Genomic DNA, 22,927 nt, shown 5'->3' with positions numbered 1-22,927 from the left:
CCGCCGGCGGGCCGCGCGTCAGCCCCGCGACCTCCGTCGCCACACCGTCCGCGGCTCGAGCCCGAGGCCCCGGGCCTCCAGCGACTGCGCCACGCGAGCCGAGCGGCGGATGCACGACACCAGCAGCGCGAACGCCGCCGACGCGAACGGACCCCGCCTCGGCCGGCCCCGCCGGTCGAGGGGCGCGCGCACGGACTGCGCCGCGCGGATCGTCGCCCACTCCGCGGGCAGCCGCTGCAGCATGCGCTGACCGGCGAGCACCGCGAAGGTCACGCGCGCGGGCAGCCGCAGGTCGAGATGCAGGCTGATCATGAGGTCGACCGGATCCACCGCGGCCAGGAATGCGACGGAGAGCGTGCCGAGCGCGAGCGTCCGGAGCGCGAGCGCGGCGCCCATCGCGACCCCCTCCTCCGTGATCCGGAACGCGCCCGCCTGCAGCAGCACCGCGCCGGGCCGGCTCATCGCGTTCACCAGCAGGATCCCGAGCGCGAACCCGCCGAACGCCAGCTGCGCCCGGAGCACCGCGCCCACGCGCAGCCGCGCGCCGAGGAGGGCCAGCGCCACCGCGAGGACGAGCACGCCGGCGGCGACCACCGGATCCCGCACCGCGATGAGGGCGGCCGACACCACGAGCAGCCCCACCAGCACGGCGGACGGGTTCCGCCGGGCGAGCCAGCTGCCGCGCGGATCCGCCCTACCGCCGGGATCGCGCGGGCGACCCACGGAGGACGTCGCACCCGCCGCCGCGCTCACGCGATCCCGCCCGCGACGAGGAGCGCCGGCGACGCGAGGAGCTCATCGACCCCGCCGTCGTGGATCACCGTGCCGCGCCCGAGCACGACGGCCCGCGTCGCATGGCGGGCCACCAGCGCCAGGTCGTGGGACGAGAACAGCACGGCGCGGGTGCGGGACGCCTCGGCGAGCGCGGCCATCGCCGCCTCGGCGTCCCGGCGGTCGAGCCCGAAGGTGGGCTCGTCGGCGAGCAGGACGGGACGGTCGTGCACGAGCATCGCCGCGAGGCTGAGCCGCCGCTTCTCGCCGCCCGACAGCCGGTGCGGCGACGCGTCCCGCACGTGCTCGAGGCGGTGGCGGCGGAGCGCGTGCGCGACGCGCGGATCGTCGGCGTCGAGCCCCACGGCCACCTCGTCCCGCACGGTGGCGGCGACGAACTGGTGCGCGGGATCCTGGAACACCATGCCGGGACGCGCCCCGGACACGCTCCCGGCGACGGGTGGCACGAGCCCGGCGAGGGTCCGCAGCAGGGTCGACTTGCCGGAGCCGTTGGCCCCGATCAGCGCCACCAGCTCTCCCGGCCGGAGCTCGAGGTCGACGCGCGCGAGCACGGGCGGGAGCGGATCCGGCGCGCGGCGGACGCGCCGCGGCCGCACGGCCGCCGGGTGCACGGCGAGCCCGACGGCACGCAGCACCGGCTCCGCCGCGGGGGCCGCGGACGCGCGCGGGACCGGCGCGGGCGCGTCCGCTGTCCACCCCGGCAGCCAGCAGCCGGATTCGGCGAGCGCCGCCGCGTGCTCCCGCAGCACCTCGTCGGTGGGGCCGTCGGCGAGGAGCCGGCCGTCGGGATCCAGCGCGAGGGTCCGCCCCGGCAGCCCCTCCGGCCCGAGCGCGTCGAGCCGGTGCTCCACCATCAGCACGGCGACCTCGCGCGGGAGCCGGGCGATCGCGTCGCGCACGGCCCGGACGCCCGCCGCGTCGAGCATCGCCGTCGGCTCGTCGAGCACGAGGAGCGCGGGCCGGGCGGCGAGCGCGGCCGCGATGGCGACGCGCTGCGCCTCGCCGCCGCTCAGCCGGTCCGTCTCCCGGTGTCGCAGGTGCCCGGCGCCGACGGCCTCGAGCGCCTCGTCGATCCGCGCGTCGATCTCCGCCGGATCCACGCCGTGGTTCTCGAGCACGAGCGCCACGTCCTGCTCGACCGTCGGCAGCACGACGGCGGCCGACGGATCCTGCGCCACGAACCCGACGTGCCGCACCCGGTCGAGCACGGGCGCGTCCACGAGCCCCGCCACGGTCGCGCTCCCCGTCAGGGTCGCGTGCACGGAGTGCGGGACCACCCCGGTGACGACGTGCAGCAGGGTCGACTTGCCGGATCCGGACGGGCCGATCACGAGGATCCGCTCCCCCGCGCCGATCCGGCAGGTCACGTCCCGGAGGACCTCCCGCGAGCGGAACGCGACCCCCACCCCGTCGAGCGCGACGACGGCTCCCCGCGCGTCCGTCACCCCTGCGCCCGGCCGATGGCGAAGTCGTCGACCGCGCCCGTGCGGACGAGCGCGTCGACGATCACCTTCGCCAGCAGGCCGCCGAGCACGACGCCCGAGGCCACCTGGATCGCGAGACGCACCCAGAACAGGTCGGTGCCGTACCAGTCGGAGCGGAACGCCGAGAAGAAGAACACGAGGAGCGCGCCGAGACCGCCCGACACCGCGTAGCGCAGCCAGCCGTAGCGGCGATAGCGCCCGGCCGCGAACGGGATCTCGCTCCCCGCGCCCTGGATCGCCGCCGACACGAAGAGGATCGGCCCCACCGCCGACCCGAGGAACACCACCTCGATGACCGACGCGATCACCTCCGCCGCGACGCCCGCGAACGGCCGCCGGATGATCGCGATCGCGATGGGCGCGACGAGCAGCCACCCGCCGAGCAGCACGTGCTGCGTGAGGTCGCCGAGCGGGCCGGCCGCGACGGACAGCGCCGTCCAGCCCTGCACGAGCGCCCAGTAGAGGAAGCCGAACACCACGCCGAGCGTGACGAGCAGCACGATGTCGCGGAGGTCCCAGCGCGCACGGCGCGGGGCGACCGGACGCGGATCCCGCGCCTCGACGGGCGCGCTCATGCGCGGGCCGCCCGGCTCGGGCTGTTCAGCGACACCGTGAGGTGGCTGGTGACGTGCGCCACCGAGCGGCCGACGAGCACCCAGCCGGCCGCGGCCGTGGTGATCACGTCGGCGAGGTCGCCGCGGAGAGCCGTCACGAAGTGCTGCGAACCCGCGAACGTGCCGGCCGTGCGGGCGTGGTCGATGGCCGCGTGGATGTCGCGCATGTGGTCCGCGGCGGGCGCGTCCGAGAGCGGGTAGAGCGCCCACTGCGCGGACGCGTCGATCCCCGTGGCGGGCGCCGTCGGCACCTCGCCGACGCGCACGACGCCCGTGCCGCACGCGACCTCGCCGGGGCAGCCCCGGGAGAGGGTGACGGTCGCCTGCACGTGCGCGCCGGATCCGGCGGCGTGGGCGAGCACGCCGACCAGCCAGCGGACGATGTCCTGCTCGGATCCGCCGACGAACGTGCTCACGTCGTCGGTGTCGACGACCAGGCCGTCGGCGGGGGTCGCGGCGAGGGCCCCGAGGATCACGTCGACGAAGTCGTCGCGCATGACGGCGAGGCTGAGCCGGGCGCCGACGCCGAACTCCTCGGGGGTGGGCGCCTCCTCGAGGCGGGTGGTGGGGGATGCGGTGCTGGTCACGCGCGTGCCTTCCGTGGTCGCGGACGCACGGGCGGGGCGCGCGCGGATGCGCGGCCCTCAAGAGATGCCTCCCTGCGCTGGCATGATCCAGATCAGGTACGACGGTCGAAGACTGGTGGTCTTCCTCTCAGCCCGGCCTACCGGACTCCCGTGTTCGAGACGACCCTAGCGGCATGGCGCGGGCCCACGTCGCCGCCCATCACGCCCGGTCGCGGAGCGTGACGCGGTCGCCGTCGGGGTCCTGGGACGTGGACGTGCGGCCGAACGGGCCGTCGATCGGCTCGGAGACGATGCGGTGCCCGTCCGCGACGAACGCGTCGTGGACCCCCTGCACGTCCGTCGCGTGCAGCCGCAGGGCCGTGCCCCTCGCCGGCTGCGGCGTACCGGCGATGTCGGTGCCGGGGACCACGCCGCGGAGCGCGAACGCGATGGGCGTCGTGGTGAAGACCGCGGCGTGCGGGGGTCCGGCGGGCGAGCGGACGCGCCTCACAGCGACGGGCCGCCGGCAGCCGGCAGCCGGCGAAGGCGAGCACGGCCGTGCGCACGGGGGACCTGCGGATGCTCGGCGACCTCAACGACACCGACCGCGAGGCGACGCCCTCCGCGCTGCGGAAGGCGGTCGCGGCCCTGCGGACGGACGAGCAGGGAACGAGCAGCGGAAGCCGTGAGCCGTGAGCCGTGAGCCGTGAGCCGTGAGCCGTGAGCCGTGAGCGACTATCCGGCCACCACCGCCGACGCGATCTCCAGCAGCGCCTCATGCGCGCGTCGTGCCCGGGCCACGTCCTCGGCGGAGACGGGGCGGTGCGCGTAGCCGGCCTTGGTCTTCATCGCGAGCAGCCGCTCGAGGTTCTTGGCCGCGTCCGGGTCCGCCCTGCGGAGCATCGCCACCGACTCCTGGTGGTTGCCCGTCGGCGAGTACTCCCCGCTGACGACGATCGAGATGACGTCCCCGGAGGCGATGCCGGAGTGCACCGCGAGGGTGACGTAGGCGTCGCCGAACTCGTCGGCGTCGTCGAAGGCCGCGTCCGCGAAGAGCTCCGCGGCATCCGCGAACTGCCTCGCCTTGCGGAATCGACCGTCCGCCTCGGTGCGCCCTGCTTCGCGAGCCGGTGTCATGCCCCTCCGATCTCCGTGCGGAACCGCGCCGCGCTTCCCGTCAACACGATCCCCTCGTCGGCGATCGACCTCAGGAGCGGCTCCGTCCCAGCTGCCCCTCGGATGTCGTCGCGACCGTAGTCGATGATCCGCGGATCGTTCCCCGTCCATCGATGGATCCGGCGGGTGATCTCCGAGACGTCATCCGACCACTCGTCGGAGACGGGCTGATCGCGCACGAGCAGCAGGTCCAGGTCGCTGTCGACGCCCATGGAGAGCCGCGCGCCCGATCCGAAGAGCACGGCGTACCGGGGTGCGACGCGGAAGGCCGCCAGGGAGGCCCGGATGCGGTCATGGAGCTCCCGATCGAGACGCGCGAGCTCGAGGATCGCCGGAGCCGCGAGGTGGTCGCGATTCAGCCGGTGCAGCACGGCCTTGCCGGCCGGCTGCGTGTCGACGACGCCCTGCTCCGCGAGCCGGCGCAGGACGCGGCGCACGCCTTCGGGCGACCCCGTCCCGGCGAGGCCGCGGATCCGCGCGACCGTGAACCAGGAGTCCGACCGCGCGAGCACGCGGAGGACGTCCCCGTCGATCGTCGGGGTGATCGTTCGGAACGGATGCTGCAGCTGCATGCCCAGGATCGTAGTCGGTCGCCAACTATCCTGGTCGACGGCGGTGGATCGAGTCGGGCGCGTTCCGCAGGTCCGGACCCGCGCTACCGCTCGACGACGAGCCGCCTGAGCTCCGCCGACGACACGTACCCGAAGCGATGCAGCTCGCGCCACGCCGCCACGTACTGCTCCTGGCCCATGTCCAGATCCGCCTGCAGGCGCTCGCGGTTCATCGTGCGGGCGTCGGCCCGGCTGAGGAAGCGCGCGAGGTCGGCGGCGTCCGTGCCGAGGCGGGTGTCGTCGGCCCAGCCGTCGTGGATCAGGGTCAGGCCTCGAGGAGGTCGTGCAGCACGACGACCTGCTCGCGCTCCGGGCCCACGCCGATGGCGGAGATGCGGGCGCCGCTCATGCGCTCGATGGCCGTGACGTAGTCCTGCGCGTTCTTCGGCAGGTCCTCGAAGCGACGGCAGCCGGTGATGTCCTCCTGCCAGCCCGCGTACTCCTCGTAGATGGGGGTCGCGTGGTGGAAGTCGGACTGCGAGACGGGCACCTCGTCGTGGCGCACGCCGTCGACGTCGTAGGCGACGCACACCGGGATGGTCGCGAGGCCCGAGAGCACGTCGAGCTTGGTGAGCACGAAGTCGGTGACGCCGTTGATGCGCGCCGTGTAGCGCGCGATGGGCGCGTCGTACCAGCCGCAGCGGCGCGGACGGCCGGTGGTGGTGCCGAACTCGAAGCCCTTGGCGCGCAGGTACTCGCCCGACTCGTCGTGCAGCTCCGTGGGGAAGGGGCCCGCGCCGACGCGGGTCGTGTACGCCTTGACAACCGCGATGATCCGCTCGAGACGGTTCGGCGCGACGCCGGAGCCCGTGGCCGCGCCGCCGGACGTGGCGCTCGACGAGGTGACGAACGGGTACGTGCCGTGGTCGATGTCGAGCATGGTGGCCTGGCCGGCCTCGAACAGGACGGTCTTGCCCGCATCCAGCGCGGCGTTCAGCTCGAGCGACGCGTCACCCACCATGGGGCGCAGGCGCTCCACGTAGGAGAGGAGGCTCTCGACGATCTCCTCGGCCGAGATGGCCCGGCGGTTGTAGATCTTGACGAGCATGTGGTTCTTGGCGTCGAGGGCCGCCTCCACCTTCTGGCGCAGGATGTTCTCGTCGAAGAGGTCCTGGATCCGGATGCCGACGCGGTTGATCTTGTCCGCGTACGTGGGCCCGATGCCGCGGCCCGTGGTGCCGATCTGGCGCTTGCCGAGGAAGCGCTCCGTGACCTTGTCGATGGTGCGGTGGTAGTGCGTGATGACGTGCGCGTTGGCGCTCACGCGGAGCTTGGAGACGTCGACGCCGCGGGCGGCGAGCGCGTCGAGCTCGTGGAACAGCACCTCGATGTCGACGACGACGCCGTTGCCGATGACGGGCACGACGCCCGGCGTGAGGATGCCCGACGGCAGCAGGTGCAGCGCGTACTTCTCGTCGCCGACGACGACGGTGTGGCCGGCGTTGTTGCCGCCGTTGAACTTCACGACGTAGTCGACGCGGCTGCCGAGGAGGTCGGTCGCGCGTCCCTTGCCCTCGTCACCCCACTGGGCTCCGATGATCACTACTGCGGGCATGGCTCACTCCTCGTCGGGGCGGGTCGGTCGGGGTGGATCGGGTGTCGTGCGGTGGTGCGGGTGGTGCGAGGGCGGTGGATCAGTCCTCGCCGCGGATGACGATGGCCTCCGTGGGCGGGAGCGCCCCGGCGGTCATCGCCTCGATGTGGCCGGCGGCCGTGGGATCCGCGTCGCGGAGGAAGGCGCTGAGGCGCGAGACCTCGTCCTCCTCGCCGATGGCGGCGGCCGCGCGACGCAGCGCGTAGAGGGAGCGGAGCACGCCGCGGTTCGGCTCGTGGCTCCACGGCACGGGGCCCTGGCCCTTCCAGCCGGACTTGCGCAGGGAGTCGAGGCCGCGGTGGTAGCCGACCCGGGCGAACGCGTAGGAGGCGATGCGGTCGCCCTGGACGTACGCGGAATCCGCGAGCAGCGCCCAGACGAGCGACGACTGCGGGTGGTCGGCGGCGATGGCGCCGAGGGTGTCGTGATCGCCGTCGGCATTCTGGATGCGGGCGGCGACCTCGGGCTCGTCGGCCAGGCGCGTCTCGGGCACGCCAAGCAGGTTCTCTCCAGTCACACTCGATCCTACCAAGGCGGTCCTCCGCGTCCCGAGGGCGGCCGGATCCGATCGGTCCTGTCCGCCGGGCGACGCCTGCGGAGGGATCGGCGCGATCGGGGCATGCGGTCCTGGCCGCGGGCGTTGGCTGGGGGGGACCGACGAGAGGACATCCCCATGACCACCTGGTTCATCACCGGCGCATCGAAGGGCTTCGGCCGCGAGTGGGCGGAGGCGGCGCTCGAGCGCGGCGACCGCGTCGCCGCGACGGCCCGCGACACCTCCACGCTCGACGCGCTCGTCGAGCGGCACGGCGACGCCGTGCTCCCCATCCGTCTCGACGTCACCGACCGCGACGCCGGCATCGCCGCGGTGCAGCAGGCGGCGGAGCGCTTCGGCACGCTCGACGTCGTCGTCAACAACGCGGGCTTCGGCCAGTTCGGCGCGATCGAGGAGATCACCGAGGACGAGGCGCGCGGCCAGTTCGAGACCAACGTGTTCGGCGCGCTGTGGATCACGCAGGCCGCCGTCGCGATCATGCGCGAGCAGGGATCCGGGCACATCGTGCAGGTCTCGAGCATCGGCGGCATCAGCGCGTTCACCAACACCGGCATCTACCACGCGTCGAAGTGGGCGCTCGAGGGCCTCAGCCAGTCGCTGGCGCTCGAGGTGGCGGAGTTCGGGATCCACGTGACGCTCGTCGAGCCCGCCGGCTACAGCACGGACTGGTCGGGTGCGTCTGCCAAGCGGAGCCAGCCGATCGCGGCCTACGACGGCATGCGCGAGCGCCGGGCCGAGGGCTACAAGTAGACGACGCCGGGCGACCCGACGGCGACGCGCGACGCGATCCTCGCGATCGTCGACGCGGAGGAGCCGCCGCTGCGGATCTTCCTCGGCGACGGCCCGCTCGCCATCGCGGAGAAGGACTACGCGCAGCGGCTCGCGACGTGGCGCGAGTGGGAGGACGTGTCGGTCGCGGCGCACGGGAAGAAGGAGCCCTCCTCCGACGAGGGGTGATCCTCGGGAGCGGGATGCGCGGGGGCGCCGACCGGCCCGGCCGTGTCGGCGCCCTCCGGTAGCGTGACGGGCACCGCCGGCAGCCCCACGGAAGGACCCGCGTGCGCATCCTCCACACGAGCGACTGGCACCTCGGGCGCACCCTCCACGGCGAGGACCTGCACGCGCATCACGCCGCGTTCCTCGACCACCTCGTCACGCTCGTGGAGGAGCGGCAGGTCGACGTCGTGCTCGTCGCGGGCGACGTGTACGACCGCGCGGTGCCCGGCGTGCCCAGCGTGCGGCTGCTCGGGGACGCGCTCGCGCGGCTGAGCGCACTCGCGACCGTCATCGTCACGCCCGGCAACCACGACTCGGCGGCGCGGCTCGGGTTCGCGGCGGCGCTGCTGCGCGACGGTCTGCGGATCCTCGCGTCGGTCGATGCGCTCGACGTGCCCGTGGTGCTCGAGGACGCGGACGGGCCGGTGGCGTTCTACGGGGTGCCGTACCTGGATCCGGATGCCGTGCGCGTGACGCTCGCCCCGGCCGGCGCCCCTCCCCTGCCGCGCTCGCACGAGGCCGTGCTGGGCGCCGCGATGGACCGGGTGCGCGCCGACGCCGCCGAGCGACCCGATGCCCGCGTCGTCGTGATCGCGCACGCCTTCGTGACGGGCGCCGCGCCCAGCGAGAGCGAGCGGGACATCCGCGTGGGCGGGTTCGACCAAGTGCCGGCGTCGGTGTTCTCCGGCGCGGACTACGTCGCGCTCGGGCACCTGCACGGGGCGCAGGAGGTGCGGGCGGCGGGATCGGCGCGGCCCGTCATCCGCTACTCCGGCTCGCCTCTGGCGTTCTCGTTCGGGGAGCGCATGCAGCGGAAGTCGAGCGCGCTCGTGGAGCTGGCGGCCGACGGATCCACGACGGTCGAGCTGATCGACGCGCCCGTGCCGCGGCGGCTGGCGGAGGTGACGGGGACGCTCGCGGAGATCCTCGACGGGCGGCACGCCGACCTCGCGGACGCGTGGCTGCGCGTGCACGTGACGGATCCCGTGCACCCGCCGCACCTGGTGGCGCGCGTGCGGGAGGTGCTGCCGCACGCGCTCGTCGTGCTGCACGAGCCCGCGGGGCGCGTGGAGGGCGTGCGGTCGCGCGTGGTCGACGCGACGACGGATCCGCTCGAGGTCGCCGCCGACTTCGTCGAGTACGCGACCGGCGCGCCGCCCACCGAGGCCGAGGCGCTCGTGCTCCGCCAGGCCTACGAGCACGCCCTCTCCGCGGACCGGAGCGCCTGATGGACCTGCACCGCCTCACCCTCCAGGCGATCGGGCCGTTCGCCGGCGAGCACGTCATCGACCTCGCGGAGCTCGGCCGATCGGGGCTGTTCCTGCTCGAGGGGCCCACCGGATCCGGCAAGTCGACGCTCATCGACGCCGTCGTGTTCGCGCTCTACGGGTCGCTCGCGAGCGACGGGTCGAGCCGCGACCGCCTGCACAGCCACCACGCGGCGCCCGGCGTGGAGCCGTACGTGGAGCTGGTCTTCGAGACGGCCGCGGGGATCCACCGCGTGCGCCGCAGCCCGCAGCACCAGCGCCCGAAGGCGCGCGGCACGGGCACCACGAACCAGAACGCGACGGCCACGCTCGTGCGGCTCTCGTCGCCCGATGCCGAGGCGGGCGAGGTGATCGGCACCAGCACGCAGGAGGTCGGCACGGAGGTCGCGCGGATCGTGGGCCTCACGCGCGCGCAGTTCGTACAGACGGTCGTGCTGCCGCAGGGCGAGTTCGCCGAGTTCCTGCGCTCGACGGGCGAGCAGCGGCGGCTCGTGCTGCAGTCGCTGTTCGGCACGGCCGTCTACGACCAGACGGCGAAGCAGCTCGCCGAGATGCGCACGGCCGCGAAGGCGCGCACCGATGCCGCCGACGCGAGGGTCGCCGAGGCGCTCACCGGGCTGCGCGAGGCGACGCGGGTGGATGCGCTGGAGATCGCCGACGCCCCCGACACCGTGCGGCTGCTCGCCGAGCTGGCCGACTCCGCGGAGACGGCGCGGGCGGATGAGGAGCGAGCGCGACAGGGCGCGGGGACCGCGCTCGCCGACGCGGAGCGGGTGGCGCGCGCGCTCGACCGGCGGCGTGCGCTCATCGCGCGCGAGGAGGCCGTGCGCGCGGAGGCCGAGGAGATCGCGGGCCTGGCGCGACGCGCGGAGGAGGCGCGGCGGGCGGCGGCGGTCGCGGGCCAGCTGGCCGCGCGCGACCGGGCGGATGCGGCGAGGACCGCGGCAGAGGTCGCCGACGACGACGCCCGCGCGGCGTGCCGGGCGGAGCGGCCCGCCCTCGCGAGCGCGACCGCCCCGGCGCTGGCCGAGCGGCGCGACGCGCTCGTCGCCGAGCTGACCACCCTGGCCGACGCGGAGGCGCGCGAGCGCGCGCTGCCCCGACGCCGCGCCGACGTGCGGGCCGCCGTGGACGCGGTCGCGGAGCGCGAGGCCGAGGCCGCCGCGGCGGAGGCGGCGCTCGCGGAACGGCCGGCCGGGCGGATCCCGCTGGTCGAGGCCCGGGACGCCGCGGCCTCCGCGGCCGGCGGGGTCGATGCGGCGCGCGCCGCGGTCGCGGACGCGGAGGCGACCCGGCAGCGCGTGACGGAGCTCGAGGAGCTGGCGGCGCGGATCCGCGCGGCCCGGGACGCCCTCGACGCCCGTTCGGCCGCCGCGGTGTCCGCCGTGCGACACGAGGCGGAGCTGCGGCAGCGGAAGATCCGCGGGCTCGCCGGTGAGCTGGCCCGGGAGCTGGCGGACGGCACGCCGTGCCCGGTGTGCGGCGCGACCGACCACCCGCATCCTGCGCCGAGCGCCCCCGGGCATCCGGACGACGACGAGATCGAGCGGGCGGCCGAGGCGCGCGCCCGGGCTGAGCGAGCGCAGGGTGATGCGGTGGCGGCGCTCTCGGCGGAGACCGCGCGGCACGAGGTCGCGCGGGCGGCGCTCGACGGGATCACGGCGGAGACCGCCGACGCCGAGGTCGCCGCCCGCGCCGCGCGTCTCGCGGAGGCCGAGGCGGCGGGCGGCGCGCTCCGGGCCGCGGAAGCCGCGGTCGTCGCGCACGACGCGGAGACCGAGCGGATCCGCGCCCGCCGCGATGATGCCCGCGCCGCCCTCTCTGGGCTGCTCGAGCGCGTGATCCGCGCGCGCGAGCTCCTGACGGAGGACGAGGCGGCCGTGCGCACGGTGCTCGCGGAGCGGGACGCGGACGGGCACGCGACCGACGACGCCGACACCGCCGCCGCCCCCCGCGTCGCCGCCCTCGTCGTCGACCGCGCCGCCGAGCGCGCCCTCGTCGACCGCCTCATCGCCCTCGCCGCGGCCCGCGAGCGCGTGTCCGCCGACGCCGCCGCCCGCGCCGCCGAGCTCGCCCAGGCGCTCGCGGACCGGTCGTTCGCGACCGAGGAGGAGGCGCGCGCCGCCGCCCTCCCGCCGGCCGAGCTCGAGGCGGCCGCCCGGCGGGTCGCCGCGCACGAGCGGGAGCAGGCGGTCGTCGCGGAGGGGCTCGCGGATCCCGAGGTCGCGTCGCTCACGGGCGCCGAGCGCCCGGATCCGGATGCCGCCCGCGCCGCCCTCGACGCCGCCCAGGCCGCGGCCCGCGCCAGCGCCGAGCGCGCCGCCCGCGCGCGCGACCGCGCCGACCGCAGCGCCCGGGCGCTCGCCCGGCACGACGCCGCCCGCCGCGAGAGCGCACGCGCGGGCGACCAGGCGCGGGCCGCGATCCGCATGGCCGAGGTCGCGAACGCCACCACCCCCGAGAACACGCGCGGCACGACCCTCGGCACCTACGTGCTGCTGCGCCGCTTCGAGGACGTCGTGCGGGCCGCCAACGCGCGCCTGCGGATCATGTCCAGCGGCCGCTACGAGCTGGAGGTGAGCGAGGAGCGGGAGGCGACGAGCCGATCGCGGAAGACGGGGCTCGCGCTGCAGATCCGCGACCACGTCGTCGACCGCGTGCGCGAGCCCGCGAGCTTCTCCGGCGGCGAGACGTTCTACGCGTCGCTCGCCCTCGCGCTCGGCCTCGCCGACGTCGTGCAGGCGGAGGCGGGCGGGCTCCAGCTCGGCACGCTCTTCGTCGACGAGGGGTTCGGCACGCTGGATCCGGAGACGCTCGACGCCGTCATGTCGGAGCTCGGGCGGCTGTCCTCCGACGGCCGCACCGTCGGCATCGTCAGCCACGTCGAGGAGCTCAAGCAGCGGGTGGCCGACCGGATCGAGGTGCGGCGCCGGGCGGACGGGTCGTCGACCCTCACGTCGACCGTCAGCTGAAGGGGTCGCGCCGCTTCGACGCGAGGTGCCGCCGCCAGTAGAAGGTCGCCCCGCCGCCGAGGCCCGCCGCGAGGACGAACGCGATGACGCCCACGACGCCGAGGCCGCCCCCGGTCTGCACGGTGACGACGCCGAGCGCGACCATCACGAGGCACGAGCGCAGCAGGATGAAGGCCAGGGACCGGTCGCTCGTCATGCGGCGCCTCTCGGGGGTGCGGGAGCGGTGGGGAAGACGACCGCGATCCCCGAGCCTAGGCGGCGCAGCCGTGCGGATCCGGTGCGTGCGCGGGGTGCCGCCGGGGCGTCGCCGGGGCGCGCGCGGGGAGGCGACGTGCGGTGGCGTCGCAACCGGTCGGGGGACGCGCGTTCGCTCAGCGGATATCCGCGGAGCGACGACCCGCTCCCTGACGGGGCCGCGCCGAATGACCATCACCGTCCCGGACCCCGGAGGCGCCCGACCGCGAGTGCACGATGCATGATGAGCGGGAGGGCGGAGACGATCGACGCCCAGAGACCGCAGGAACCATGACCACCACGATGCCCCCCATCGGAACGAGGGATCCCTCGCACCGCCCGCGCACGCCCCACGCCGACACGGCGGGTCCCGATGCGGCGCTCGCCGCGTCGCCGACGGCCGCGTCCGACACCGGGTCGCTGGGCACCGGATCCCTGTCGCTCGTCGCCGGAGCCGGCGCGGCCGTGATGGGCATGGCCGCCGACGCCCGCGCTGCCGACGACTCAGCCGCCGCAGCCGTCGCGACGACCGCCGAGCCCGCCGCGACGGCCGCCGTCGCAGCGCCCGCCGACACCGCCACCGCCCCCGCTCCCGCCGCCGCGTCGACCGAGCCGTTCCTCCGCGCCGTCATGGCCGGCGCCGACATCGACGAGGCCACCACGAGCTTCGGGTCGATCCTCGAGGGGATCCGCTTCGCCCCCGACCGCCGCACGAAGACCTTCTCCTACCGCTACGCGATCCTCGGCAGCGAGCGCGTCACCCTCCGCACCTCGCGCATCGCCGGAACGCAGTGGGCCGAGAGCGGCCAGCTCCCGGAGCACGTGGTCACCTGGTTCCTCGAGGGGCAGATCACGGTCGACCGCGGATCCCGCGCCGTCACCTCCCGCGGCCAGCTCCCGTTCCTCCTCCCTACCGGCCGCCCGTTCCAGTACCAGGCGAGCTCGACCCGGCAGAACTGCGTCCACCTCGACGCCGGCTTCCTCGAGCAGACCGCGACCGAGTTCCACCACGGCCCGGCGCGTCCGCTGCTGTTCGAGCACCGCAGCGTGCCCAGCGCCGAGACGGCCGCCGTCTGGCGGCAGGCGGTCGCGGCCGCGGCCCCGATCATCACGGATCCCGACGCCTCCCCCCCTCATGCGCCTCGAGGCCGACCTGTCGCTCGCGCGCGCCACGCTCCGCCTCTTCCCGTGGGACGACGTGGAGATGCCCGCCGAGCTGCGCGCGCCGCGCATGGCCCACATCCGCGTGGCCGTGGAGTACCTGCACCACAACGCGCACCTGCCGATCACGCCCGCGGAGGCCGCCGCCGCCGCCGGCATCTCGACGCGCGTGCTCCAGCTCGCCCTCCGCCGCCACCACGGCCAGACGCCCACCGAGTACCTGCGCGGGATCCGCCTCCGCCGGGTGCGCGCGCAGCTCCTGGACGCGACGCCCACCACCACGACCGTCCGCAGCGTCGCCGAGGAGTGGGGCTTCGCGCACCTCGGCCGGTTCGCCGCGTCGTACGCGAGCGTCTTCGGCGAGCTGCCGAGCGAGACCCTGCGGAGCTGATCCGGGCGGCCGGGGGTCTGCGAGCTGGGAGCTCGCCGCACTAAGTTGCACACGCGTGTGCAGGATCACTACCCTGGTCGCATGACCTCCCTCGCCTCCGCGCGCGCGCCCCGCAAGGACGCCGCGACGAACCGCCAAGCCCTCGTCGACGCGGCCGTGGTCGCGCTCGACCGCGACCCGGACGCCTCCCTCGAGACCATCGCCGCCGCCGCCGGCCTCAGCCGACGCGCCGTGTACGGGCACTTCGCCACGCGCGACGACCTCGTGCGCGAGGTGCTCCAGCGGGGCGCCCGCCGCGTGGTCGACGCGCTGGCGGGGATCACGCACGACGACAGCCGGATCCACGTCGCCCTCATCGGCGCGCGGCTCTGGGCCGAGGTCGAGCAGGTGCGCGTGATGGCGCGTGTCGCGGTGCGCGGACCGCTCGCGCGCGAGGTCGGCGCCGAGCTCGCGCCGCTGCGGGCCGAGCTGCTGCGCGTCGTCGCGCGCGGCATCGCGGCCGGCGAGCTGCGCGGCGACATGCCGGCGCAGACGCTCGCGCGCCTGATCGAGGGCGGCGCGCTCGCGGTGCTCGACGAGGCGACCCGCAGCGACATCGGCCGCGCGGAGGGCCATTCGCTCGTGATCCTCACCTCGCTCGCCCTCTGCGGCCTCGACTGGCGCGCGTCGGGCGAGCTCATGGCCACCACCCCCGAGCTCCGCGAGTGCACGCCCCACGCGGCCGCCACGCCCGCCGTCGCACCGTCCGCCGCGGCCCGCACGGAGGCCGCGTCGTGATCGTCACCCTGACCGACGCGCGCGTCGGCGACGGCCCCGCGCCCGCCCTGCCCGCCATCTCGCTCTCCTACGGCGGCCCGGATCCCGTGGTCGCGATCGCCGAGACCGAGCTGCGCCCCACCGTCCTCTCCCTCGTCGCCTCCGGCCGCATGCGCATCGACGGCGGATCCATCGCCCTCGACGGCGACGACTCCGCCGGCGTCGCCCTGCGCGTCGCCGAGCGGGTCGCGCTCGTCGACACCCCGCGGATCAACGAGCCCGCCGACGACGTCACGCTCCGCGCGGTCGTCGCCGAGGAGCTCGCCCTCGCCGGGCACCGCTCCGGCCGGCACGAGGTCGGCGTGATCCTCGACGATCAGGGCCTCGCCGACCTCGCGCGCGCGCCGTTCTCGGCGTTGCCCGCGGTCGCCCGGATCCGCCTCCTCACCACGCTCGCCGCCTCCCGCGACGGCGTCGAGGCCGTCGTCGTCACCTCGCCCGAGCGGCACGGCGGCGTGGTGGCCGACTGGATGCGCGTCCTCCGCGACCTCGCGCGCTCCGGCACCGGCGTGCTCGTCGTCACGAACGAGGCCGCCGCGGAGGCCATCGCCGCGCTCCCCGCCGACGACGCGATCGCCACCCCCGAACCCACCCCCTCGATCGACGGAACGCAGACCCGATGAGACTGATCCCCCTGGTGCGCGCCGAGCTGACGCGCCTCACCGCCACCACCATGTCCAAGATCGCGCTCGTCGCGCTCGTGCTGGTGCCCGTGCTCTACGGCGGCCTGTACCTCTGGGCGAACCAGGATCCGTACAGCAGCCTCGACAAGGTCCCCGCCGCGCTCGTCGTGGCCGACCAGGGCGCCACGGTCGACGGCAAGCCGGTCGACTACGGCACCGACGTCGCGAAGGACGTGCTCGACGACGCCTCCTTCGACTGGCACGAGGTCTCCTCCGCCGAGGCGCGCACCGGCCTCGAGGACGGCACGTACGACTTCACGCTCACCATCCCGTCCGGCTTCTCCGCCGCGCTCTCGTCGGCATCGGGCACGGATCCGCAGCAGGCCCGGGTGGTCATGGCCACCGACGACGCCAACAGCTACCTCGCCACGACCATCGCGCAGCAGGCCGGTGCACGGATCACGAAGTCGGTCGCCTCGCGCGTCGGCACCGAGGCCGCGGGCAAGCTCCTGCTCGGCCTCGCGGACGTGCGCTCCAGCCTCGGCGACGCGGCATCCGGCGCGCAGCAGCTCGTCGACGGGACCGCGTCCGCGCGCTCCGGCGCCGATGCGCTGGCCGACGGGAACGGGAAGCTCGCGACCGGCGCCGACACGCTCTCCTCCGGGCTCGGCCAGCTCCGCTCGGGCACGGCGCAGCTGCCGGCGCAGACGAGGCAGCTCGCGACGGGCGCCGACCAGGTCGCGTCCGGCGCGGCGACGCTCTCCTCCGGCGCGACGGATCTCTCGACCGGTGCCGCAGCGCTCACGCCAGGGGCGCAGCAGACCGCGGCGGGCGCGCGGAAGGTGGCCGACGGCAACAAGCAGATCGCCGCGCTCGGATCCGCCGCCACCGCGGGCGCCGACAAGCTCGCCGGTCAGGTGCCGACGATCCGCGCGGCGATCCAGAAGCGCATGGAGGACGCCGGCATCCCGAAGGCCGACATCGACGCCGCGCTCGCGAAGCTCGACGTGCTCGGCACGGACATCACCGATTCCACGACGAAGACGGACGGCCTCAACACGCAGCTGCAGCAGCTCGCGACCGGCAGCGAGCAGGTCGCCCAGGTCAGCGCGCAGGTGGCCGCCGGGGCCGCGAAGCTGCAGACCGGATCCGCCACCCTCGCCCAGGGCGCCGGCACGCTCGCGTCCGGCAGCGCGCAGGTCGCGACGGGCGCGGATGCGCTCGCCAAGGCCTCCCCCGCCCTCGCCGACGGCATCGCGCAGGCCGCCGACGGCAGCGCGACCCTCGCGACCGGCGCGCACTCCGCGTCCGACGGCGCGACCTCGCTCGCGACCGGCCTCGGCACCCTCCAGGACGGCACGACGAAGCTGCGCGACGGCCTCGACTCGGGCCTCGACCAGATCCCCGCGTCCACCGAGGCGCAGCGGGACGCGCAGGCCGACACCATCGGCGATCCCGTCGCGCTCCGCCAGGATGCCGTGACCGAGGCCGGCGAGTACGGCGCCGGGCTCGCGCCGTTCTTCATCAGCCTCGCCGCGTGGATCGGGATCTATGCCCTGTTCCTCATCGTGAAGCCGCTGTCCCGCCGCGCGATCACGGCCCGGAAGGCGCCGCTGAGGATCACGCTCGCCGGCTGGCTCACGCCCGCGCTCCTCGGCATCGTGCAGATGGCCGGCCTCTACGCGATCGTCGCCGGGGCGCTCGGCTTCCACATCGCCCACCCGCTCGCCATGTACGGGACGATGGTGCTCGCCTCCGTCACCTTCGCGGCGATCATCCTCGCGCTCAACGTGCTGCTCGGCAGCGTCGGCCAGTTCCTCGGCCTCGTGCTCATGGTCGTGCAGCTCGTCACCGCGGGCGGCACGTTCCCCTGGCAGACCCTGCCCGGCCCGCTCGCCGCGCTGCACCACGTGCTGCCGATGAGCTTCGCGGTGGATGCGCTGCGGCAGCTCATGTACGGCGGCGACCTCGGGCAGGCCGCCCAGGACGCCGGCGTGCTCGCGCTGTGGCTGGTCGCGGGGCTCGCGGTGGCGCTGGCCGGGGCGATCCGCATCACGTCGCACCGCACGCTGCGGGACCTCAGGCCGTCGCTGATCGGCTGATCCCGGCGCGCGCCGGCCGCCCTCAGCGGTCGGCGCGGGGGCGGCGGCCGTCGCGCCGGGATCGCCCGCCCCGCGCGATGCCGTACGCGAGCGCCAGGCCCGCGAGGCCGACGACCAGCAGCGCGGCGCCGACCATCGTCGCGGTCGTGAGGAGGTGCACGCCGGATCCGCGGAACGGGTTCCCGGAGCCCACGAACGCGAACGACGTGACGACGACCGGCTGCGCCAGCGCGACGACGAGCGCGACCGTCCCGCCCACGATCGCGAGCACCGCCACGGCCAGCAGCGCGCGCATCCCGGTGCGGCTCATCGGAGCGCCTCGAGCGGATTCGCCGCGAGCTTCGCGATCACGCCGCCGTCGACGAGGCGCCGGGCGGCCGTCGTCGGCTTCCGCTCCGCCTGGTCGACGACGCAGGCGCCGAACTCGGCGGCCAGGTCGCCGCGGGGATGCGCCGCCAGCACCTCCCGCAGGTACCCCTCCGGCAGCGCGTCGGCCCGCGCGCCGGAGATGTCGAGGCCGGTGGCGACCTCCAGGAGGTGCCCCTCGACGTCGAGCCCCGGATCCACCGAGGGCCAGTTGTGCCGCACGATCGCGTCGAGGACGCGCTGCCGGCGGGCGGCGGGCCAGCCGGCGCCGGCCGTGAGCGCGACGCTCACGTGCCCGCCCGCGTGCTCGTACGAGATCGTGTGGTTGTCGAACTCCTCGACCGTGCCGATGTCGTACAGCACCGCCGAGACGTAGAGGATCTCGTGGTCCACGTCCGCGAGCTGCTCGACCACCGCGAACGCCTCGGCCCAGAGCCACGAGCGGAGCGCGTGGGCCGTCATCGCCGGCGACTGGTAGCTCGTGGCCAGCTCGAGGGCCCCGCGGGCGGCGGCCGTGTCGGGCACGGGGAAGTCGGCGATGCGCATGGACAACTGTGGCACGCGGCGCATCTCCGGTCAGGCGTCGTCGCGGCCGCGGCCGATCCGGATCCCCCACCAGAGCGCGAGGCCGACGACGCCGAGGGCGATCACGCCGGCGGAGACGATGGCCGCCGTCGAGACGAGGTGCACCCCCGACGGGACGAACGACTCGCCGGACAGCGGTGCGTACGCGAACCAGCCGGTGGCGGCGGGCTGCATCAGCCCGACGCCGAGGGTGACGGCGCCCGCCACCACGGCGAGCGTCGCCACGACGAGCAGGAGGCGCAGGCGGGAGGGTCGGATCACGGTCCCACCGTAGGGGCTCTCCCGGCACGCGCGGATGCTCGCGCACGGCGTCGTGTTCCGCGAGGAGCCGCGCCACGAGCCGTACGGCACCGTCGCGATCGTCGAGGGCCCGTCCGGCGCCGCGTGGGACCTCATGCGACCCCCGGTCGGCTGACCCGCCCGGGCGAGGAGGGCGTCGGCCGCGTCACGAACGCGAGCCGCACGTACGCGAGCTCGGCCCGCGGGATGACCGCCGTGAGGATCCGGTCGCCGACCTGCGCGCCCACCGCCACGACGTGCGCGTCGCGGTCCAGCCGGAGGCCGTCGACGCGCGCCCCGTCGATCTCGACCTCCGCGGGCGCCAGGTCGGCCGGAGTCGGCGCGTCCCGGAGCACGGTCGGCATGCGGCCGTCGGTGCGCTCGGCGCGGAAGGAGTTGATGAGGATGTGCTCCGCGTGCTCGACGAGCGCGCGCTCGACCGTGGGCGCGAACGGGTCGCCGTCGTGCTGGACGGCCGGCGTCGTGCGGACCGCCTCCGCGAGCAGCGGGTACCGCAGCCGCTGGCGGGCCTCCTCGATCCACGCGGGGAGCGGACGGACGGGTGGCGCGTCGAGCATCGCGCGCGTCTCCGCGTCGATGTCGGCGAGGTTCACGGGATCGTCGTGGTCGTCCGGGTTCCTCCAGACCGTGAAGCCGACGCCCGCGTTCTCGAGGTGCACAGGCCCCCCGTCCGCGCTGTGGCCCTGGTACCCGGCGCCCGCCTCCTCCACCGTCGGCTGCGACGCGAAGGTGAACAGCGCGACCCCGAACTCGGCCGTGATGGAGTCCGCGGTCGGCGGAGTCGGGAGGTCCATGGGGTCGGCGTCGTGGGACTGCATCGCCCCAGCCTGTCGCCCGCGGCCCGTCCCGGCAACGCCTCGCGCCCCCGCCGCCGCCCGTCCACCGCTGCGTCGCATGGCATTCAGCGGCCGGCTCTACCGTCGTCCCCCGTGACCCAGGACCCGACGACGTCTCCCTCCTCCTCCGCCCTCTCCCGACGCGGCTTCCTCATCACGACCGGCGCGGCCGGCGCGCTGGGCGTGGCCGGCCTCGGCGGCGCCCTCCCCGCCGTGGCGGAGACCGCATCCGACGACGCGCTCGGCGCCAGCGCGGTGAAGACGCCCGCCGCGCAGCAGGGATCCGGCGCCCGCTGGAAGCCCGACACCGCGTCGCCCCGCTTCACGATCGCCGTGCTCCCCGACACGCAGTACCTCTTCGACGGCGCGTCGATCCACCCGGAGCCGCTCGAGGCGTCGCTCCGCTACGTGCTGGCCGAGCGCGACCGGCACAACATCGTCTTCCTCGCGCACCTCGGCGACGTGACGCAGAACGGCGCCGAGAAGGAGATCCAGGCGGCCAGCGCGCAGTTCACGCTGCTCGACAAGGCGGGCGCCGCGTGGAGCGTGCTCGCCGGCAACCACGACGTCGACTCCTCCACCGACGACCAGCGCGGCCGCACGCCCTACCTCGACGCGTTCGGGCCGAAGCGCTTCACGAAGTCGCCGAGCTACCGCGGATCCAGCCCCGACGGCTACAACTCGTTCCACACCTTCACGGCGGGCGGCCGCGACTGGCTCGTCCTCGCGCTCGACTGGCGCACGAGCGCGCGCGGCGTGGAGTGGGCGCGCGGCGTGCTGGCGGCGCACCCGACCCTGCCGGTGATCCTCACGGCGCACGACATCGTCGACTCGAAGCCCGACGGGTCCGCCGTGCTCGACGACTACGGCCAGGGCCTCTGGGACTCCTTCATCTCCCAGCACGACCAGATCTTCCTCACGCTGAACGGCCACTACTGGAAGCCCGGCCGCACCACCAAGCAGAATCGCGCGGGCCACGACGTGGACCTGCACCTCGTGAACTACCAGGACCGCTACTACGGCGGCGCCGCGATGATCCGGCTGTACCGCGTGGACCTCGAGCGGAACGCGATCGACGTCGAGACCCTGTCGCCCTTCCTCCTCGGCGGCGGGCTCGGCACGGGCAACGAGCTCGCGGACGAGGAGGCGGCCCTCTCCGGCGACGTCGACCGGTTCACCGTGTCCGTCGACTTCGAGCAGCGGTTCGCCGGGTTCGCGCCCGTTCCCGTGCGCGCCGCCCGGTCGGCCGCGCAGATGCTCGTGCCCGGCACCGTCGCGTACTGGCGCTTCGACGGGCACGCGGACGGATCCGCGCTCGGCACCACCGCGCGCATCGCGGACGCCTCGGGTCGCGGCAACGACCTCGTGGTCGCGAACCGCGCGGGAGCGGCACCCGGATCCCTGCGCTTCGCCTCCGCGCACCACGACGACCAGCCCGGCTTCGGCAGCCTCACCCTCACGGGCGGCAAGAAGAGCGGCGACTACCTCCGGACCGTCGACGGCGCCCCGCTCGACGCCGCGACCTTCCGCCAGGGCTACACGGTCGAGGCGTTCGTCCGCATCCCGGCCGACTTCGACGGCGACGCGGACGGCTTCAGCGCGATCCTCTCCCGCGCCGCATCAGCCAAGGACGCGGGCAAGACCCCCGGCGACGCGGGCGACCCGGACGAGCCCGCCGCGACCCTCAGCGTCTCGGGCAGCCGCGAGATCCAGTGGTGCGTCTACCCGACGACGCAGCAGGGATCCCTCACGAACTGGTCGCACGAGCTGCCGGCCGCGACGTGGTGGCACGTGGCGGTCGTGAACGACGGCCAGCACACGACGATGTACGTCGACGGCTGCCCGGTGGTGCGGAACCCCTCCACCTCGAACCGCGGCCTGTCGGCGGCGTCCCCCGCGACCTCGTGGCTGCTCGGCGCGAACCTCTACGCGGGGAAGCTCGACCACGTGCTGCCGGCGTCCATCGGCGACGTGCGCATCGTGGAGCGGGCGCTCAAGCCGTCGGAGTTCATGAACGCGTGACGCCCCCGGCGGCGGCCCGCCCTCAGAGCTCCGGGTGGTCGTCCTCGAGCAGGTGGAAGCGGCGGTCGCGGTAGACGAGCGGCGGGGCGGCCTCGCCCAGGATCACGTCGAGGACCTCGGCGACGACCAGAACGGATCCGCCCACCGGCACGGTCTGCAGGGTGCGGCAGCGGAGGGCGGCGCGCGCGTCGGCGAGCAGCGGCTCGCCCGTCGGCAGCTCCTGGAAGCCCTGCTCCTCGGTGAAGCGCGGCGACCCGGAGACGGCGAAGGCGCGGGCGAGGGCGGCGTGCTGCCCCGCGAGCAGGTGCACGACGTAGCTGTCGGCGGAGAGGATCGCGCCGGCCGATCCCGTGGCGCGCGTCACCGAGAACGAGAGCGCGGGCGGATCCACCGACAGGGACGCGACGCTCGACGCGGTGAGGCCGGACGGCCCCTCCGCGGTGCGCGCGGTGATGAGCGCGACGCCGGCCGGGTGACCGCGGAACGCGGCCTTGAAGAGATCGGGATCGGCGCTCACGCCGTCGCGCCCTCGCGCGGGATGGCCGCGACCACCGGGTGGTCGTACGCGACGGCGCCGACCTTGACGGCGCCGCCGGGCGATCCCATCTCCGCGAAGAACTCGACGTTGGCGGTGTAGTAGTCGGACCACTTCTCGGGCAGGTCGTCCTCGTAGTAGATGGCCTCGACGGGGCAGACGGGCTCGCAGGCGCCGCAGTCGACGCACTCGTCCGGGTGGATGTAGAGCGACCGCTCGCCCTCGTAGATGCAATCGACCGGGCACTCGTCGATGCAGGCGCGGTCCTTCACGTCGACGCACGGCAGGGCGATCACGTAGGTCACAGGGCGTCTCCACGGGTGGGGG

General features: G+C 75.1%; 26 protein-coding genes, 1 pseudogene and 1 riboswitch. Of the genes and pseudogenes, 9 read left to right on the top strand and 18 right to left on the bottom strand.

Annotation, left to right across the window (positions count from 1 at the left end; genetic code table 11):
- Window positions 1-18: 18 nt before the first annotated feature.
- From ITJ40_RS03205 to ITJ40_RS03185, 5 genes and pseudogenes are all read right to left on the bottom strand, one after another.
- Window positions 19-723 carry an energy-coupling factor transporter transmembrane component T gene (locus tag ITJ40_RS03205; protein WP_194665706.1) on the bottom strand — a complete coding sequence of 235 codons (705 nt, stop codon included), beginning with the start codon at window positions 721-723 and terminating at the stop codon, window positions 19-21.
- A gap of 26 nt (window positions 724-749) precedes the next feature.
- Window positions 750-2,237 (bottom strand): ABC transporter ATP-binding protein, encoded by a 1,488-nt coding sequence (locus tag ITJ40_RS17375; protein ID WP_194665705.1) that lies wholly within the window; start codon window positions 2,235-2,237, stop codon window positions 750-752.
- Complete coding sequence (locus ITJ40_RS03195) at window positions 2,234-2,851, bottom strand: ECF transporter S component (protein WP_194665704.1); 618 nt, start codon at window positions 2,849-2,851, stop codon at window positions 2,234-2,236. The genes ITJ40_RS17375 and ITJ40_RS03195 overlap by 4 nt, the downstream gene beginning before the upstream one ends.
- Window positions 2,848-3,477: a YkoF family thiamine/hydroxymethylpyrimidine-binding protein gene (locus tag ITJ40_RS03190; protein ID WP_370531983.1), complete on the bottom strand. Its 630-nt coding sequence runs from the start codon at window positions 3,475-3,477 to the stop codon at window positions 2,848-2,850. Before ITJ40_RS03190 ends, ITJ40_RS03195 begins: the two co-directional genes overlap by 4 nt.
- Before the next feature lie 56 nt (window positions 3,478-3,533).
- Window positions 3,534-3,635, bottom strand: a riboswitch (TPP riboswitch).
- Window positions 3,636-3,676: 41 nt separating this feature from the next.
- Window positions 3,677-3,958 (bottom strand): annotated as a pseudogene (locus ITJ40_RS03185) (VOC family protein); the annotation flags it as partial.
- 56 nt (window positions 3,959-4,014) lie between these two features.
- Between ITJ40_RS03185 and ITJ40_RS03180 the strand changes: the two are divergent.
- Complete coding sequence (locus ITJ40_RS03180) at window positions 4,015-4,152, top strand: hypothetical protein (protein ID WP_194665703.1); 138 nt, start codon at window positions 4,015-4,017, stop codon at window positions 4,150-4,152.
- 39 nt (window positions 4,153-4,191) lie between these two features.
- Here ITJ40_RS03180 and ITJ40_RS03175 read toward each other — a convergent pair whose 3' ends face one another.
- From ITJ40_RS03175 to ITJ40_RS03160, 5 genes are all read right to left on the bottom strand, one after another.
- A complete protein-coding gene (locus ITJ40_RS03175) occupies window positions 4,192-4,593 on the bottom strand; it encodes a hypothetical protein (RefSeq protein WP_194665702.1) in 402 nt (133 codons plus the stop codon).
- Window positions 4,590-5,204, bottom strand: coding sequence for a nucleotidyltransferase domain-containing protein (locus ITJ40_RS03170; protein WP_194665701.1), 615 nt, complete (start codon window positions 5,202-5,204; stop codon window positions 4,590-4,592). Before ITJ40_RS03170 ends, ITJ40_RS03175 begins: the two co-directional genes overlap by 4 nt.
- Before the next feature lie 83 nt (window positions 5,205-5,287).
- A complete protein-coding gene (locus ITJ40_RS17205) occupies window positions 5,288-5,416 on the bottom strand; it encodes a hypothetical protein (RefSeq protein ID WP_011931910.1) in 129 nt (42 codons plus the stop codon).
- Window positions 5,417-5,508: 92 nt separating this feature from the next.
- The gene (locus ITJ40_RS03165) at window positions 5,509-6,798 is read right to left on the bottom strand and encodes an adenylosuccinate synthase (RefSeq protein ID WP_194665700.1); all 1,290 of its coding nucleotides are present in this window, start codon (window positions 6,796-6,798) and stop codon (window positions 5,509-5,511) included.
- A 79-nt stretch (window positions 6,799-6,877) separates the two neighbouring features.
- Window positions 6,878-7,354, bottom strand: coding sequence for a DUF3151 domain-containing protein (locus ITJ40_RS03160; RefSeq protein WP_194665699.1), 477 nt, complete (start codon window positions 7,352-7,354; stop codon window positions 6,878-6,880).
- A 156-nt stretch (window positions 7,355-7,510) separates the two neighbouring features.
- On the opposite strand from ITJ40_RS03160, the gene ITJ40_RS03155 reads away from it, so the two are divergent.
- From ITJ40_RS03155 to ITJ40_RS03145, 3 genes are all read left to right on the top strand, one after another.
- Window positions 7,511-8,143: an SDR family NAD(P)-dependent oxidoreductase gene (locus ITJ40_RS03155; RefSeq protein WP_370531982.1), complete on the top strand. Its 633-nt coding sequence runs from the start codon at window positions 7,511-7,513 to the stop codon at window positions 8,141-8,143.
- A gap of 308 nt (window positions 8,144-8,451) precedes the next feature.
- Window positions 8,452-9,618: an exonuclease SbcCD subunit D C-terminal domain-containing protein gene (locus tag ITJ40_RS03150; RefSeq protein WP_194665698.1), complete on the top strand. Its 1,167-nt coding sequence runs from the start codon at window positions 8,452-8,454 to the stop codon at window positions 9,616-9,618.
- Window positions 9,618-12,629 carry an AAA family ATPase gene (locus ITJ40_RS03145; protein ID WP_194665697.1) on the top strand — a complete coding sequence of 1,004 codons (3,012 nt, stop codon included), beginning with the start codon at window positions 9,618-9,620 and terminating at the stop codon, window positions 12,627-12,629. The genes ITJ40_RS03150 and ITJ40_RS03145 overlap by 1 nt, the downstream gene beginning before the upstream one ends.
- On the opposite strand, the gene ITJ40_RS03140 is transcribed toward ITJ40_RS03145, so the two are convergent.
- Both ITJ40_RS03140 and ITJ40_RS16925 read right to left on the bottom strand, forming a co-directional pair.
- Entirely contained in the window at window positions 12,622-12,825 is a 204-nt protein-coding gene (locus tag ITJ40_RS03140; protein ID WP_194665696.1) for a hypothetical protein, read from the bottom strand. The genes ITJ40_RS03145 and ITJ40_RS03140 overlap by 8 nt on opposite strands.
- 542 nt (window positions 12,826-13,367) lie before the next feature.
- Complete coding sequence (locus tag ITJ40_RS16925) at window positions 13,368-13,904, bottom strand: hypothetical protein (RefSeq protein WP_228511762.1); 537 nt, start codon at window positions 13,902-13,904, stop codon at window positions 13,368-13,370.
- 94 nt (window positions 13,905-13,998) lie between these two features.
- Here ITJ40_RS16925 and ITJ40_RS16920 point away from each other — a divergent pair, with 94 nt between their 5' ends.
- The 4 genes from ITJ40_RS16920 to ITJ40_RS03120 all read left to right on the top strand — a co-directional run bounded on the left by ITJ40_RS16920 (window position 13,999) and on the right by ITJ40_RS03120 (window position 17,956).
- Window positions 13,999-14,415, top strand: a complete 417-nt coding sequence (locus ITJ40_RS16920) for a helix-turn-helix domain-containing protein (protein ID WP_228511760.1) — start codon at window positions 13,999-14,001, stop codon at window positions 14,413-14,415.
- An 81-nt stretch (window positions 14,416-14,496) separates the two neighbouring features.
- Window positions 14,497-15,192: a TetR/AcrR family transcriptional regulator gene (locus tag ITJ40_RS03130; RefSeq protein ID WP_194665695.1), complete on the top strand. Its 696-nt coding sequence runs from the start codon at window positions 14,497-14,499 to the stop codon at window positions 15,190-15,192.
- On the top strand, window positions 15,189-15,854 hold the full coding sequence (locus ITJ40_RS03125) for a hypothetical protein (RefSeq protein ID WP_194665694.1): 666 nt from the start codon (window positions 15,189-15,191) through the stop codon (window positions 15,852-15,854). The genes ITJ40_RS03130 and ITJ40_RS03125 overlap by 4 nt, the downstream gene beginning before the upstream one ends.
- Window positions 15,851-17,956, top strand: a complete 2,106-nt coding sequence (locus tag ITJ40_RS03120; RefSeq protein ID WP_194665693.1) for a YhgE/Pip family protein — start codon at window positions 15,851-15,853, stop codon at window positions 17,954-17,956. Before ITJ40_RS03125 ends, ITJ40_RS03120 begins: the two co-directional genes overlap by 4 nt.
- Window positions 17,957-17,978: 22 nt before the next feature.
- On the opposite strand, the gene ITJ40_RS03115 is transcribed toward ITJ40_RS03120, so the two are convergent.
- From ITJ40_RS03115 to ITJ40_RS03100, 4 genes are all read right to left on the bottom strand, one after another.
- Entirely contained in the window at window positions 17,979-18,266 is a 288-nt protein-coding gene (locus tag ITJ40_RS03115) for a hypothetical protein (RefSeq protein WP_194665692.1), read from the bottom strand.
- Window positions 18,263-18,883, bottom strand: coding sequence for a cyanamide hydratase (locus ITJ40_RS03110; RefSeq protein ID WP_370531981.1), 621 nt, complete (start codon window positions 18,881-18,883; stop codon window positions 18,263-18,265). The genes ITJ40_RS03115 and ITJ40_RS03110 overlap by 4 nt, the downstream gene beginning before the upstream one ends.
- A 15-nt stretch (window positions 18,884-18,898) precedes the next feature.
- The gene (locus tag ITJ40_RS03105) at window positions 18,899-19,168 is read right to left on the bottom strand and encodes a hypothetical protein (protein WP_370531980.1); all 270 of its coding nucleotides are present in this window, start codon (window positions 19,166-19,168) and stop codon (window positions 18,899-18,901) included.
- Between the two features lie 131 nt (window positions 19,169-19,299).
- Window positions 19,300-20,025 carry a hypothetical protein gene (locus ITJ40_RS03100; RefSeq protein ID WP_194665691.1) on the bottom strand — a complete coding sequence of 242 codons (726 nt, stop codon included), beginning with the start codon at window positions 20,023-20,025 and terminating at the stop codon, window positions 19,300-19,302.
- A 111-nt stretch (window positions 20,026-20,136) separates the two neighbouring features.
- Between ITJ40_RS03100 and ITJ40_RS03095 the strand changes: the two genes are divergently transcribed.
- Complete coding sequence (locus ITJ40_RS03095; RefSeq protein WP_194665690.1) at window positions 20,137-22,065, top strand: LamG-like jellyroll fold domain-containing protein; 1,929 nt, start codon at window positions 20,137-20,139, stop codon at window positions 22,063-22,065.
- 22 nt (window positions 22,066-22,087) lie between these two features.
- Here ITJ40_RS03095 and ITJ40_RS03090 read toward each other — a convergent pair whose 3' ends face one another.
- Window positions 22,088-22,582, bottom strand: coding sequence for a flavin reductase family protein (locus ITJ40_RS03090; protein ID WP_194665689.1), 495 nt, complete (start codon window positions 22,580-22,582; stop codon window positions 22,088-22,090).
- On the bottom strand, window positions 22,579-22,905 hold the full coding sequence (gene fdxA, locus ITJ40_RS03085) for a ferredoxin (RefSeq protein WP_194665688.1): 327 nt from the start codon (window positions 22,903-22,905) through the stop codon (window positions 22,579-22,581). Before fdxA ends, ITJ40_RS03090 begins: the two co-directional genes overlap by 4 nt.
- Window positions 22,906-22,927: the final 22 nt, after the last annotated feature.

Source organism: Clavibacter sp. VKM Ac-2872 (genome assembly GCF_015351105.1).
Taxonomy (GTDB): domain Bacteria; phylum Actinomycetota; class Actinomycetes; order Actinomycetales; family Microbacteriaceae; genus Clavibacter.
This window is presented reverse-complemented; position numbering and strand designations above follow the sequence as displayed.

What these genes read in the sequence shown, in the direction of transcription:
- ITJ40_RS17205 (WP_011931910.1), bottom strand. Translation starts at nt 5,416, where the DNA reads ATGAACCGCGAGCGCCTGCAGGCGGATCTGGACATGGGCCAGGAGCAG.
- ITJ40_RS03155 (WP_370531982.1), top strand. Translation starts at nt 7,511, where the DNA reads ATGACCACCTGGTTCATCACCGGCGCATCGAAGGGCTTCGGCCGCGAG.
- ITJ40_RS03100 (WP_194665691.1), bottom strand. Translation starts at nt 20,025, where the DNA reads ATGCAGTCCCACGACGCCGACCCCATGGACCTCCCGACTCCGCCGACC.
- ITJ40_RS03165 (WP_194665700.1), bottom strand. Translation starts at nt 6,798, where the DNA reads ATGCCCGCAGTAGTGATCATCGGAGCCCAGTGGGGTGACGAGGGCAAG.
- ITJ40_RS03145 (WP_194665697.1), top strand. Translation starts at nt 9,618, where the DNA reads ATGGACCTGCACCGCCTCACCCTCCAGGCGATCGGGCCGTTCGCCGGC.
- ITJ40_RS03140 (WP_194665696.1), bottom strand. Translation starts at nt 12,825, where the DNA reads ATGACGAGCGACCGGTCCCTGGCCTTCATCCTGCTGCGCTCGTGCCTC.
- ITJ40_RS03130 (WP_194665695.1), top strand. Translation starts at nt 14,497, where the DNA reads ATGACCTCCCTCGCCTCCGCGCGCGCGCCCCGCAAGGACGCCGCGACG.
- ITJ40_RS03175 (WP_194665702.1), bottom strand. Translation starts at nt 4,593, where the DNA reads ATGACACCGGCTCGCGAAGCAGGGCGCACCGAGGCGGACGGTCGATTC.
- ITJ40_RS03120 (WP_194665693.1), top strand. Translation starts at nt 15,851, where the DNA reads ATGAGACTGATCCCCCTGGTGCGCGCCGAGCTGACGCGCCTCACCGCC.
- ITJ40_RS03115 (WP_194665692.1), bottom strand. Translation starts at nt 18,266, where the DNA reads ATGAGCCGCACCGGGATGCGCGCGCTGCTGGCCGTGGCGGTGCTCGCG.
- ITJ40_RS03170 (WP_194665701.1), bottom strand. Translation starts at nt 5,204, where the DNA reads ATGCAGCTGCAGCATCCGTTCCGAACGATCACCCCGACGATCGACGGG.
- ITJ40_RS16920 (WP_228511760.1), top strand. Translation starts at nt 13,999, where the DNA reads ATGCGCCTCGAGGCCGACCTGTCGCTCGCGCGCGCCACGCTCCGCCTC.
- ITJ40_RS03195 (WP_194665704.1), bottom strand. Translation starts at nt 2,851, where the DNA reads ATGAGCGCGCCCGTCGAGGCGCGGGATCCGCGTCCGGTCGCCCCGCGC.